Origin of the sequence: Prevotella pectinovora, assembly GCF_041323955.1 — a bacterium.
Classification (GTDB): Bacteria; Bacteroidota; Bacteroidia; order Bacteroidales; family Bacteroidaceae; genus Prevotella; species Prevotella pectinovora.
This window is the reverse complement of record NZ_JBGLIV010000001.1, coordinates 808,393-820,623: the sequence shown is the minus strand read 5'-3', so window position 1 is coordinate 820,623 and position 12,231 is coordinate 808,393. Positions and strand designations below refer to the sequence as shown.

The following is a 12,231-nucleotide window of genomic DNA, read 5'->3' as shown; positions in this document are numbered from 1 at the left end:
CGCCAGCACATCAGAATGGCGCGTCAGTTTCAGCATTATCATCCTTCACAGCATCTTCAGTTGACGTTTTGGCGCCACCTGCATCCTCCAAAGGACGGACAGAAGACTTTGCCGTCAACATTTCCATATTGTCAACATAGATTTCCGTCACATATTTTTTTTCTCCCTTTTGCCCTGCATACGAACGAGTTCGTATTTTTCCTTCTACAAAAAGCTTGTCACCCTTGTGGACATATTTTTCAACAACCTTTGCCAAATTCCGATAAAAGACGAGATTATGCCACTCAGTTCTATCTGGAACCTGAGTTCCATTCTGCAACGTGTAACCACGCTCTGTAGTAGCAAGAGACAATGTTGCCACAGCCTGATCACGGTCATAATACCTGACATCAGGTTCCTTGCCCACATTACCAATCAACATCACTTTATTCATAGACAGAAATTTAAAACTTATTCAATAAAATAAATCAAAACACAAAGACCCGATCATTTCCAAAGTCCAAGGAATGTAAACTTGAAGTTCTTTCCTTTAGAAGACGGGAACTGGCTCCTGCTATCAACTCGGCCTCTCAGATACTCAACAATACGATTGTAACAATCCAAACCGGAATTAGCCTTACAAGCTGCCACAAAATGAGTATCACGATATTCATGTTTTCCCGTTCCAGGTATCATTACGACACGCTTGAAATCAAGAGTTCCCTGATACCACCCCTGCTTCTGTTCAGAAAGGCGGGTTGCAGCAGTAGGAACAAATTCCCTCTGGTCACCACTCGTCGCGGCACCAGCATTTGAACGCAGAGCCTTCTTCTGTTTGAAGTCAAGCATCGTTGCAGCTTCAGTTTTTATAATAATGAAATAAACCCTTGGACGAATCTTGTAACGTTTAGGATAAAATACATCACTTTCAACATAGTCCCTAATGTCAGCTTCCAAATCCGCATTCATACCAATTTCCTGAATAGATGCCAAAAAGTCTATCGCATCATCAACATTATGAACTAATGTTTCTCTATCAAAGTATCGTAAATATAAATTCATGTGCTTTCTGTATTTTTCAAAAGAGAAAAAAAGAGCGGAAAACGGGACTCGGACCCGCGACCCCAACCTTGGCAAGGTTGTGCTCTACCAACTGAGCTATTTCCGCAATAAAAATATAATAATAAATGTGAAGAGGAGGAGACTCGAACTCCCACGTCACAATTGACACTACCCCCTCAAAGTAGCGCGTCTACCAATTCCGCCACCTCTCCAACATTTAACCATTTCAAATAACAGTGCCCAGAACAGGACTCGAACCTGCACGTTGTGAAACACACGCACCTGAAACGTGCGCGTCTACCAATTCCGCCACCTGGGCTTTAAAATGCGCTATTCAAAATGTCGAGCGGAAAACGGGACTCGGACCCGCGACCCCAACCTTGGCAAGGTTGTGCTCTACCAACTGAGCTATTTCCGCTTTTTCCATTACTTTATTGTTGTAATGTGCATTTCTCTAAATGCGGTTGCAAAGGTAAGGAGTTTTTGAATAACCTCCAAATATTTCCATGTTTTTTTCTAAAAAAAGTGGATTTTTGCTGATATTTTTACATATTTAGGCTAATTCATCCTATTTTTATAGTCTTCATAGCCAAATTCGCGCAAAATTTGAAATTCACCATTTTCTTTCAGAATTGCGATCGAAGGATGAGAAACACCATTAAACATGTTTGTTTTAACGGTAGTATAATGTATCATATCTTCAAAAATCAGACTCTCGCCTATTTTCAATTCATGGTCAAACAACCATTTTCCCATGAAATCCCCTGAAAGACAACTGTTGCCTCCGAGCCTATATATATAAGGTGAAGTGATTTTCTCATTTTTTGAAGCAGTCTGATCATCCAAAATTTCAGCACCTCGTACTACCGGCATGTATGGCATCTCCAAGCAATCTGGCATATGGCAAGTAAAACTAACATTAAGAATTGCCGTCTTTATGCCAAAATTCTCCACGACATCCACAATTTGGGCAACCAACGGTCCGGTCTGCCACGCAAAAGCACTACCAGGTTCCATCACAACTTTCAGATGCGGATAACGCTTTCTGAAACTTTTCAATGTATCAATCAACAATTCTACGTCATAATCTTTTCTCGTCATCAAATGACCTCCACCAAAATTTATCCATTTGATCTGACCGAACCATTTTGAGAATTTCCCCTCAATATGCTCCAATGTGCGTACAAACACATCAGCGCCACTCTCACAATGACAATGACAGTGGAAGCCCTCGATAAATTCAGGAAGTACATCTGGAAGATCTGAAGCCAGCACACCAAATCTGGAACCTTTGGCACAAGGATTATAAAGCTCCGTTTCTATTTCCGAATATTCCGGATTAACCCTCAATCCAATGCTCAGCCCTGGATTAGTATCCTTTGCAAGTTTTGCAAAGCGCCCAAATTGCGACAAGCTGTTGAAAGTAAGATGACTTGACATTCTGGCAATATCTTCAATTTCATAATCTGTATAAGCAGGAGAATAAGTGTGGGCAGGAGCGCCAAACTCCTCATAAGCCAACCTCGCCTCGGCATAAGAACTGGCAGTCGTAGAATTAATGTATTCCCTGAAAATCGGGAATGTTTTCCAAAGTGCGAATGCTTTGAAAGCCAAAATGATCTCTACTCCAGCCCTGTCAGCAACAGACTTTATCAAAGACAGATTCCTGCGCAAAAGTCTTTCCTCAACAACAAACATCGGTTTGTTCAAACCTTCTAAAACGTCGATTTTCTTATCCATTTTATCTTACACATCAATTAAAAATCAAAAATATAGTGCAAAGATAAAGTTTTATAGTTGCAAAATTGTATTATTAGGATAAAATTCATACTTTTGCAACACTAAAGTAAAAACGCAATGAAGCTTGTTATAATGACAAAGCCCACTTTTTTTGTGGAAGAGGACAAGATATTGACCACTCTCTTTGAGGAGGGGATGGACGACTTACATTTATACAAGCCACAATCCACCCCTATGTACTCGGAGCGCTTGCTGTCACTCTTGCCTGAAAATTATTACCGTAAGATAACCGTTCATGACCATTACTACCTTAAGAATGAGTACGGCCTTGGCAAGATACATATTGATTCCCCTTCGGAACAATTACCCTACGACTATAAAGGTAAATATAGCAGGACATGTACGGAATTGTCACAAATAAAGGATTTCAAGAAAAAATCAGAATATCTGTTTCTGAAATGCAACTTCCAAGACAATCCAGACATCAGAACCTGCGATGGATTGTCGCTGAAAGAACTAGAATCAGCATCAAGCAATGGATTCATAGACAAAAGGATATATGCCTACGGTGAAACGAACTTAGATAATATTAAGATTGCAAAAGAATTAGGATTCGGAGGCGTAGTTATTTGCAATGATTTGTGGAACCGTTTCGACATCCACAAAGAGATCGACTATAAAAGGCTTATGGCGCATTTCGAAAAATTGCATAAAGCCACATCTTAATCATAAATCTAAAAAAAGAAAAATAACATAACTAACAAAATAAATAATAAAATGAGTGATAAAAACTCTTTCATGGTGTTCTCAGGTACAAATTCAAGGTACCTGGCAGAGAAAATCTGCCAAAGCTTAAAATGTCCACTTGGAAATCTTCTCATCACGAAATTCTCTGACGGAGAATTTGCAGTGTCATATGAGGAGTCAATCCGCGGTCGCGACGTATTTCTCGTTCAAAGCACTTTTCCAAACTCTGACAACTTGATGGAGCTGTTATTGATGATTGATGCTGCCAAGCGTGCTTCAGCAAAGACCATCAATGCTGTAATTCCTTATTTCGGATGGGCAAGACAAGACAGAAAAGACAAGCCACGTGTAAGCATCGGTGCCAAACTTGTTGCAGACTTGCTCAGCGTTGCAGGAATTGACAGGCTGATAACAATGGATCTCCATGCTGACCAGATTCAGGGATTCTTTGATGTACCAGTAGACCACCTCTATGCTTCAGGTGTAATTCTCCCATATCTCCAGAGCCTACACCTTAAGGATATGGTAATTGCCTCTCCTGATGTAGGTGGAAGTAAAAGAGCTAACACTTATGCTAAATATCTCGGCTGCCCTCTGGTTCTGTGCAACAAGACACGTGCAAGAGCAAACGTTGTAGAAAGCATGCAGATTATCGGTGAAGTTAAAGACAAGAACGTAATTATAATCGACGACATGGTGGACACAGCAGGAACTATTACAAAAGCTGCAGATATCATGAAGCAAGCAGGTGCCAAGAGCGTCAGAGCTTGTGCATCACACTGTGTAATGAGTGGACCTGCAAGTGAGCGCGTTCAGGATTCTGCACTTGAGGAAATTGTATTCACCGACTCAATACCATACTCACAGCGTTGTGCTAAAGTAAAGCAGCTCTCAGTTGCTGACATGTTTGCTGAAACAATCACTAGAGTTATCAACAACGAAAGTATCAGTGATCAATATTTGGTATAAAGTATAAAAACAATATAACTTCTTATCCCCTATAGTATATTGCTATAGGGGATTATTATTAGTACAAATAATTAATAAAGCCTGATAAAGCATATCAGAAAAACAAAAAATACGGTTGAATTATTACAAATAATTTTAAAACTGAAGGCTGCATACTAAATATACGAAAAACACATCAGCTTGTAATCAAAATTCAATAAAACCGTCAACCATCTGGTCCCATATTCGGAAGTGTCTATAATTCAGTCACTTCCGTCTGTTTCTGCATGCAAAAACCATCTGGTAATTGTCTGGACAATTCAATTATCGCCTGATGAAAACAGACATAAAGCTGCATGAGGACCAAGAAAACCTCTGATGCGTACAGACGCAAAAAAAATCCTCCGGAGGATTGCTCTTCCGGAGGATTCAAGCTTTAAAGTGAAAAAAGGCGGTTACCTACTCTCCCACATTGCATTGCAGTACCATCGGCGCAAGCGGGCTTAACTTCTCTGTTCGGAATGGGAAGAGGTGGAACCCCGCCGCTGTCGCCACCTGATATGGGGGACATGCGTTATAGTTACAGACATATCACTTGGTAGAATTGACAGTTGCAATACAACTGAAAGTGTGTGCCTGAAAGCGAAAGCTCTCGGGCAATTAGTAGCGCTCGGCTTTGACGTCGCCGTCTTTACACCTGCGCCCTATCAACGTCGTCGTCTGCGACGACCCTCAATGGAGTTCTAATCTCGTGGAAAGCTTCGCACTTAGATGCTTTCAGCGCTTATCCGATCCAGACGCGGATACCCGGCGGTGCGCCTGGCGGCACAACCGGTACACCGGAGGTCTGTCCGTCACGGTCCTCTCGTACTAGTGACAGCACCACTCAAAACTCCTGCGCCCACGATAGATAGAGACCGAACTGTCTCACGACGTTCTGAACCCAGCTCGCGTGCCACTTTAATGGGCGAACAGCCCAACCCTTGGGACCTTCTCCAGCCCCAGGATGTGACGAGCCGACATCGAGGTGCCAAACCACCCCGTCGATATGAGCTCTTGGGGGGGATCAGCCTGTTATCCCCGGAGTACCTTTTATCCTTTGAGCGACGGAGTTTCCATACACATCCGCCGGATCACTATGCCCCAGTTTCCTGCCTGCTCGGGATGTCTCCCTCCCAGTCAAGCGCCCTTTTGCCATTGCACTCTTGAAGGCCGCTTACCAAACGGCCCGAGGGCACCTTTGGAAGCCTCCGTTACGCTTTTGGAGGCGACCACCCCAGTCAAACTACCCACCAAGCAGTGTCCGCGACTATCCGCGTTAGACCTCAGACAGCCAAAGGGCCGTATTTCAAGGATGGCTCCACAACGCCTGGCGACGCCGCTTCGAAGCCTCCGGCCTATCCTACACATCGGATGACCAAGGTCAATGCTAAGCTGTAGTAAAGGTTCACGGGGTCTTTTCGTCCCATCGCGGGTAATCGGCATCTTCACCGATACTACAATTTCACTGAGCTCATGGCCGAGACAGCGTCCGGATCATTACACCATTCGTGCAGGTCGGAACTTACCCGACAAGGAATTTCGCTACCTTAGGACCGTTATAGTTACGGCCGCCGTTTACCGGGGCTTCAATTCAATGCTTCCCTTGCGGTGACATCTCCTCTTAACCTTCCGGCACCGGGCAGGTGTCAGGCTGTATACTTCATCTTTCGAGTTCGCACAGCCCTGTGTTTTTGTTAAACAGTTGCCTGGACCTATTCTCTGCGCCTCACCCGGAGGTGAGGACCCCTTATCCCGAAGTTACGGGGTCAGTTTGCCTAGTTCCTTAGCCATGAATCTCTCAACGCCTTAGTATGTTCTACCCAACTACCTGTGTCGGTTTGCGGTACGGGTACCGCCAACATGAGTTTAGCCCATTTTCTCGGGAGTATGATTACCCTCGCTGTCAGGTTCCCCCGAAGGGGACCCCGTACTTTCGGGTTTCAGCTCAAACGCCGGATTTGCCTGGCATTCTCATAGCCTACGCCCTTCAACGCCCTATTCCGTCAGGGCGCGGAGGTGTCACTGCTCCGTCTGGACATCACTGATGGCGGTAGTCACGGAATGTTGACCGTGTCTGCCATCGGCCTCGCCGCTCGGCTTAGCCTTAGGACCCGACTGACCCCAGGATGAATGGCATTGCCTGGGAAACCTTAGTCGTTCGGCGGGAGGGGTTCTCGCCCTCCTAATCGTTACTTATACCTACATTTGCTTTTCCATAGGCTCCAGCAGTAGTCACCTACTGCATTCTACGCCGATGGAATGCTCCCCTACCGATACTTTTATTATTTGCTATCCCGCGCCTTCGGTGCCTGTCTTATACCCGATTATTATCCATGCACGGACCCTCGACCAGTGAGCTGTTACGCACTCTTTGAATGAATGGCTGCTTCCAAGCCAACATCCTGGCTGTCTCAGGGACCACACTTCGTTAGACTAACTCAGACAGAACTTCGGGACCTTAGACGGCGGTCCGGATTCTTCTCCTCTCGGGGACGGACCTTAGCACCCGCCCCCTTACTGCAGGAATACTAAGCGTGAGCATTCGGAGTTCGTCAGGTCTCGATAGGCGGTGAAGCCCTCTTGACCTATCGGTCGCTCTACCTCTCACGCTGACCTTCCCACGCGGCACCTAAATGCCTTTCGGGGAGTACGAGCTATCTCCAAGTTTGATTGGCCTTTCACTCCTACACTCACCTCATCCAGAAGCTTTTCAACGCTTATTGGTGCGGTCCTCCATCCCGTGTTACCGGGACTTCAACCTGGACAAGTGTAGATCACTTGGTTTCGCGTCTGCCTCCGCCAACTTGACGCCCTCTTCAGGCTCGCTTCCACTACGGCTTCGTCCCTCATGGGACTTAACCTCGCTGGCGACGGCAACTCGTAGGTTCATTATGCAAAAGGCACGCCGTCACATCACATGGATGCTCCGACCGCTTGTAGGCGCATGGTTTCAGGATCTCTTTCACTCTTCTCGTCGAAGTGCTTTTCACCTTTCCCTCACGGTACTGGTACACTATCGGTCTCACGGGAGTATTTAGCCTTGCCGGATGGTCCCGGCGGATTCGGGCAGGATTCCTCGTGTCCCGCCTTACTCAGGATACCGCTAGGCCTTCGCTCGCTTCACGTACGGGGCTTTCACCCTCTACGGCCGGACTTTCCAGTCCATTCTGTTCACGATAAAAGTACCACAGCGCGGTCCTACAACCCCGGCGTTGCCTTGACAACACCGGTTTGGGCTCTTCCCCGGTCGCTCGCCACTACTGGGGGAATCATTGTTTATTTTCTCTTCCTGGAGGTACTAAGATGTTTCAGTTCCCTCCGTTCGCCTCCGGACTTTTGTCCGGATGACAGTCCTTCAGACTGCCGGGTTGTCCCATTCGGAAATCCCTGGATCAAAGGTCATTTGCACCTCCCCAGGGCTTGTCGCAGCTTATCACGTCCTTCATCGCCTCCGTGAGCCTAGGCATCCGCCATACGCCCTTTCTTACTTTCGCCTGTGTCCACAAGTGAACCGTAATTCACAAGGGACCTAGCCCATACTTTCAGCTGTATTGAAATTTTCTTTTCTACAGTTTTGTCTGTAACAACATGTCAAAGATCGTTTTCGTTGAGAATATTCAGAATTCTCACGAATCGTGGAGAATAACGGATTCGAACCGTTGACCCCCTGCTTGCAAAGCAGGTGCTCTAGCCAGCTGAGCTAATCCCCCAAATTACATTGAAGAACAATATAGGAGAGTGAGGCTCATTTCGTTTCGCCTCTTACGTAGTCCCAGGCAGACTTGAACTGCCGACCTCCACATTATCAGTGTGGCGCTCTAACCAACTGAGCTATAGGACTGTCAGGTTGGTCAGGTGTATGGACTTCTCCGCCCAGTTTCCTTTGTCTCTCTTTATTCTTGGAAAACAGGAGTTCGTGAGTACAAGAAGATTTTTGGAAAGACCTGATTCCGTATCTTCTGTCTTACAGGTGCACCTTTTCGAAAGGCATCTCCAGAAAGGAGGTGTTCCAGCCGCACCTTCCGGTACGGCTACCTTGTTACGACTTAGCCCCAATCACCGGTTTCGCCCTAGGCCGACCCTTGCGGTCACGGACTTCAGGCGCCCCCGGCTTTCATGGCTTGACGGGCGGTGTGTACAAGGCCCGGGAACGTATTCACCGCGCCATGGCTGATGCGCGATTACTAGCGAATCCAGCTTCGTGGGGTCGGGTTGCAGACCCCAGTCCGAACTGGGGGACACTTTAGCGATTGGACGGACGTTGCCGGCCGCCGGCGCTCTGTATGCCCCATTGTAACACGTGTGTAGCCCCGGACGTAAGGGCCGTGCTGATTTGACGTCATCCCCACCTTCCTCACACCTTACGGTGGCAGTGTCCGCAGAGTGCCCGGCATCACCCGATGGCAACTACGGAGAGGGGTTGCGCTCGTTATGGCACTTAAGCCGACACCTCACGGCACGAGCTGACGACAACCATGCAGCACCTTCACAGAGACCCCGAAGGGCGTCATTATCTCTAAATCCTTCCTCTGCAATTCAAGCCCGGGTAAGGTTCCTCGCGTATCATCGAATTAAACCACATGTTCCTCCGCTTGTGCGGGCCCCCGTCAATTCCTTTGAGTTTCACCGTTGCCGGCGTACTCCCCAGGTGGGATGCTTAACGCTTTCGCTTGGCCACTCGCCCAGGTGGGCGAATAGCGGGCATCCATCGTTTACCGTGCGGACTACCAGGGTATCTAATCCTGTTCGATACCCGCACTTTCGAGCCTCAGCGTCAGTTGCGCTACCGTCAGCTGCCTTCGCAATCGGAGTTCTTCGTGATATCTAAGCATTTCACCGCTACACCACGAATTCCGCCAACGTCCCGCGTACTCAAGTGGACCAGTTCGCGCCGCACGTCCGCCGTTGAGCGACGGAATTTCACGACACGCTTAACCCACGGCCTGCGCTCCCTTTAAACCCAATAAATCCGGATAACGCCCGGACCTTCCGTATTACCGCGGCTGCTGGCACGGAATTAGCCGGTCCTTATTCAAATGGTACATGCAATGCGGGACGCGTCCCGCACTTTATTCCCAAACAAAAGAGGTTTACAACCCGTAGGGCAGTCTTCCCTCACGCTACTTGGCTGGTTCAGGCTTGCGCCCATTGACCAATATTCCTCACTGCTGCCTCCCGTAGGAGTTTGGACCGTGTCTCAGTTCCAATGTGGGGGACCTTCCTCTCAGAACCCCTACTGATCGTCGCCTTGGTGGGCCGTTACCCCGCCAACAAGCTAATCAGACGCATCCCCATCCCATACCGCCAGTCCTTTCGTCATCAATATATGCATCTTAATGACAGCATACGGTATTAATCCGCCTTTCGACGGGCTATCCCGTGGTATGGGCCAGGTTGGATACGCGTTACTCACCCGTGCGCCGGTCGTCATCCTGGAAGAGCAAGCTCTACCAGATGTTACCCCGCGACTTGCATGTGTTAAGCCTGTAGCTAGCGTTCATCCTGAGCCAGGATCAAACTCTCCATTGTATAATATCTTTATAATGACCTTTCCCGAAGGAAAGTTCGTTTTGTCTCTGTTCAGAATGCCTCCGAAAAATCATTCGGTATCACCTTCAGAAATTGATAGGTTTCGTTCTACCCAGAACTCCTTTATCCATGACCCCTATATAATATAAGGTGGAAAAGAAGCCTGCTTCTTGTACTACTACTTCTCTGTTTATTGTAATCTTTTCAAAGAACTCTTTCTCTTGTCGCTCTTTCTGACTTAGTGACTGTTTTGTAACAGCGTTCGTTCTCAAAAGCAAATGCAAAGGTATATGTTTTTCTGTTTCCCTCCAAATGTTTTGATAAAAAAGTGTAGAAAAACTCCATATTTTTCTTTTAATTGACAATATCTCGATGTTTGAAAAATTTTCACCTTATTTATAATATAATTAGCTTGTTAAATACCCGTTGGCGGAATTAATTTAAGTTGGTCGATATGAGCATAAATTGTCCATATCGCTGATTCTCAGTAAAAACGAGAATTTCCGAAAAACTGTCAGATTGTCTGGTTTTTTGTTGTAATATTCTGACAATCATACAGTTGACTGCTAGGCAATTGTCAGCCTATTGTCTGGATGGTTTGCAGATGAAAAGAGAATTGTCAGATGAAAAGAATTATCAGATGAAAGGAATTCAGACGACAGGAAATGTATGCGTTGGCAGAATCCTGAAATCAGGGATATAGGTGTTACAACATTAGCTTATTGGGCAGACATTAGACTGCAAATCTGCCCAACAGGGGCAAGCACGTTGCCCATGATGGGCAAGCACGTTACCCCACTTGGGCAAGCAGCGTGCCCATTTTAACACAAACTGTCATTAGGATTAAGTATGCACTAATCTAATTCCGCCAACGGGTTGTTAAATGTAATATTTCATATTTCCTTCAAACATAACGAAGAAAAATTTACACATAATAATGCCAAAAATGTTGCATACTATATGCTGCTCGCCATAAGTATTGACATTGGATTATTAAAAAAACACCATTGCCCATGATGGGCACGACCCTTGCCCATGTTGGGCACTATTCCAGACTTCTTCCCCTATCACACTGTTCCTATATACTAAAGTACTATCATGTCTGACATATACCGACATATATAAGAGGATGAAAACGAAGTATAAGCATGGCGATGAACCATCCTGCATTTGACAGCTACCATCAGACAGCAGTCTATCGGCATATCAGCATGTTATAACAAAAAGCCATATGACCTGATAGTTTATTTTCATTTTTTGGGGAAATTCATATATCTTGATATGAAGCAAAAAAAATCCCGATGAATATGTTGCCACATCATCGGGAATATAATAAAATTGCTTATAAGCAAATTGTCTTGACAGATTACTCTGCTGCTGGAGCCTCCTCTGCAACTGGAGCTGCTGGAGTCTCTTCTACTGCTGGAGTTTCCTCTACAGGTGCTTCTACAGGCTGGTTCTCAGCAATCACCTTTACAGGGATTTCAACGAGCACATCCTTGTGGAAGTGTACTGTAGCAACGTAGTCGCCAAGTTTCTTAGCGTCGCGCATTGTGATGATCTTACGGTCTACATCGAAGCCCTTCTTCTTGAGCTCCTCAGCAACTGTAGCTGCATTAACAGATCCGTAAGTCACACCATTGGCGCTGACCTTCATCTCAACAACAATCTCAACATCCTTGATAGCCTCACCCTTCTTCTGAGCCTCAGCCTTGATAGCCTCGAGCTTGCGAGCCTGCTGTTTAAGATTCTCAGCGAGAACCTTCTTTGCTGCAGGAGAAGCGATGACAGCCTTTCCTGTTGGGATAAGGAAGTTACGTCCGTAACCAGACTTTACATTCACGATATCGTTCTTGAATCCCAAGCCGATAATATCTTCTTTGAGTATAATTTCCATTCTGTAATCCTCCTTTAAATTATTTCATCAAGTCAGTTACGTATGGAAGCAGTGCGATCTGGCGTGCACGCTTTACAGCCTGTGCCACACGACGCTGATACTTCAGAGATGTTCCAGTGATACGACGTGGAAGGATTTTTCCCTGCTCGTTCAAGAATTTCTTGAGGAACTCAGGATCCTTATAGTCGATGTACTTGATACCGCTTTTCTTGAAACGGCAATACTTCTTTTTCTTAGTGTCCACTGAAGGTGGAGTCAAGTATCTGATTTCTGATTCTTGTGCCATT

The 12,231-nt window shown here is 46.1% G+C and carries 7 protein-coding genes, 6 tRNA genes and 3 rRNA genes; 2 read left to right on the top strand and 14 right to left on the bottom strand.

The features are described from left to right. Nucleotides 1-10: 10 nt before the first annotated feature. The 7 genes from ACDC99_RS03285 to nspC all read right to left on the bottom strand — a co-directional run bounded on the left by ACDC99_RS03285 (nt 11) and on the right by nspC (nt 2,781). Nucleotides 11-433 carry a single-stranded DNA-binding protein gene (locus tag ACDC99_RS03285; RefSeq protein ID WP_042519904.1) on the bottom strand — a complete coding sequence of 141 codons (423 nt, stop codon included), beginning with the start codon at nt 431-433 and terminating at the stop codon, nt 11-13. Nucleotides 434-486: 53 nt separating this feature from the next. Continuing rightward, nucleotides 487-1,041 carry a hypothetical protein gene (locus ACDC99_RS03280; protein ID WP_044064652.1) on the bottom strand — a complete coding sequence of 185 codons (555 nt, stop codon included), beginning with the start codon at nt 1,039-1,041 and terminating at the stop codon, nt 487-489. Nucleotides 1,042-1,074: 33 nt separating this feature from the next. Next, nucleotides 1,075-1,147 (bottom strand) — tRNA-Gly (locus ACDC99_RS03275). A gap of 22 nt (nt 1,148-1,169) precedes the next feature. Beyond that, nucleotides 1,170-1,253: transfer RNA gene (locus ACDC99_RS03270), tRNA-Leu, on the bottom strand. A 25-nt stretch (nt 1,254-1,278) separates the two neighbouring features. After that, a tRNA-Leu gene (locus ACDC99_RS03265) sits at nt 1,279-1,360 on the bottom strand. Between the two features lie 26 nt (nt 1,361-1,386). Beyond that, nucleotides 1,387-1,459, bottom strand: a tRNA-Gly gene (locus ACDC99_RS03260). A gap of 140 nt (nt 1,460-1,599) precedes the next feature. Beyond that, the gene (gene nspC / locus ACDC99_RS03255) at nt 1,600-2,781 is read right to left on the bottom strand and encodes a carboxynorspermidine decarboxylase (RefSeq protein WP_370755814.1); all 1,182 of its coding nucleotides are present in this window, start codon (nt 2,779-2,781) and stop codon (nt 1,600-1,602) included. A 117-nt stretch (nt 2,782-2,898) separates the two neighbouring features. On the opposite strand from nspC, the gene ACDC99_RS03250 reads away from it, so the two are divergent. Together ACDC99_RS03250 and ACDC99_RS03245 are read left to right on the top strand one after the other, a co-directional pair. After that, on the top strand, nt 2,899-3,507 hold the full coding sequence (locus tag ACDC99_RS03250) for a hypothetical protein (RefSeq protein ID WP_022315556.1): 609 nt from the start codon (nt 2,899-2,901) through the stop codon (nt 3,505-3,507). Between the two features lie 51 nt (nt 3,508-3,558). After that, entirely contained in the window at nt 3,559-4,497 is a 939-nt protein-coding gene (locus ACDC99_RS03245) for a ribose-phosphate pyrophosphokinase (protein WP_022315555.1), read from the top strand. 425 nt (nt 4,498-4,922) lie between these two features. Here the strand turns inward: ACDC99_RS03245 and rrf are convergent. The 7 genes from rrf to rpsR all read right to left on the bottom strand — a co-directional run bounded on the left by rrf (nt 4,923) and on the right by rpsR (nt 12,230). Continuing rightward, nucleotides 4,923-5,035 (bottom strand): 5S ribosomal RNA (gene rrf / locus ACDC99_RS03240). Between the two features lie 81 nt (nt 5,036-5,116). Then, nucleotides 5,117-8,012 (bottom strand): 23S ribosomal RNA (locus tag ACDC99_RS03235). Nucleotides 8,013-8,154: 142 nt separating this feature from the next. Next, nucleotides 8,155-8,228 (bottom strand) — tRNA-Ala (locus ACDC99_RS03230). A 57-nt stretch (nt 8,229-8,285) separates the two neighbouring features. Then, nucleotides 8,286-8,359, bottom strand: a tRNA-Ile gene (locus tag ACDC99_RS03225). A gap of 156 nt (nt 8,360-8,515) precedes the next feature. Beyond that, nucleotides 8,516-10,047 (bottom strand): 16S ribosomal RNA (locus ACDC99_RS03220). The 16S, 23S and 5S rRNA genes sit together here with 2 tRNA genes alongside, the layout of an rRNA operon. Before the next feature lie 1,366 nt (nt 10,048-11,413). Then, a complete protein-coding gene (rplI, locus tag ACDC99_RS03215; RefSeq protein ID WP_022315904.1) occupies nt 11,414-11,944 on the bottom strand; it encodes a 50S ribosomal protein L9 in 531 nt (176 codons plus the stop codon). A 19-nt stretch (nt 11,945-11,963) separates the two neighbouring features. Then, entirely contained in the window at nt 11,964-12,230 is a 267-nt protein-coding gene (gene rpsR / locus ACDC99_RS03210) for a 30S ribosomal protein S18 (protein ID WP_042520093.1), read from the bottom strand. Between the last annotated feature and the right edge of the window lies 1 nt (nt 12,231).

Coding starts and splice junctions, on each gene's coding strand:
- nspC (WP_370755814.1), bottom strand. CDS start 2,781: ATGGATAAGAAAATCGACGTTTTAGAAGGTTTGAACAAACCGATGTTT.
- ACDC99_RS03280 (WP_044064652.1), bottom strand. CDS start 1,041: ATGAATTTATATTTACGATACTTTGATAGAGAAACATTAGTTCATAAT.
- rplI (WP_022315904.1), bottom strand. CDS start 11,944: ATGGAAATTATACTCAAAGAAGATATTATCGGCTTGGGATTCAAGAAC.
- rpsR (WP_042520093.1), bottom strand. CDS start 12,230: ATGGCACAAGAATCAGAAATCAGATACTTGACTCCACCTTCAGTGGAC.
- ACDC99_RS03285 (WP_042519904.1), bottom strand. CDS start 433: ATGAATAAAGTGATGTTGATTGGTAATGTGGGCAAGGAACCTGATGTC.
- ACDC99_RS03250 (WP_022315556.1), top strand. CDS start 2,899: ATGAAGCTTGTTATAATGACAAAGCCCACTTTTTTTGTGGAAGAGGAC.
- ACDC99_RS03245 (WP_022315555.1), top strand. CDS start 3,559: ATGAGTGATAAAAACTCTTTCATGGTGTTCTCAGGTACAAATTCAAGG.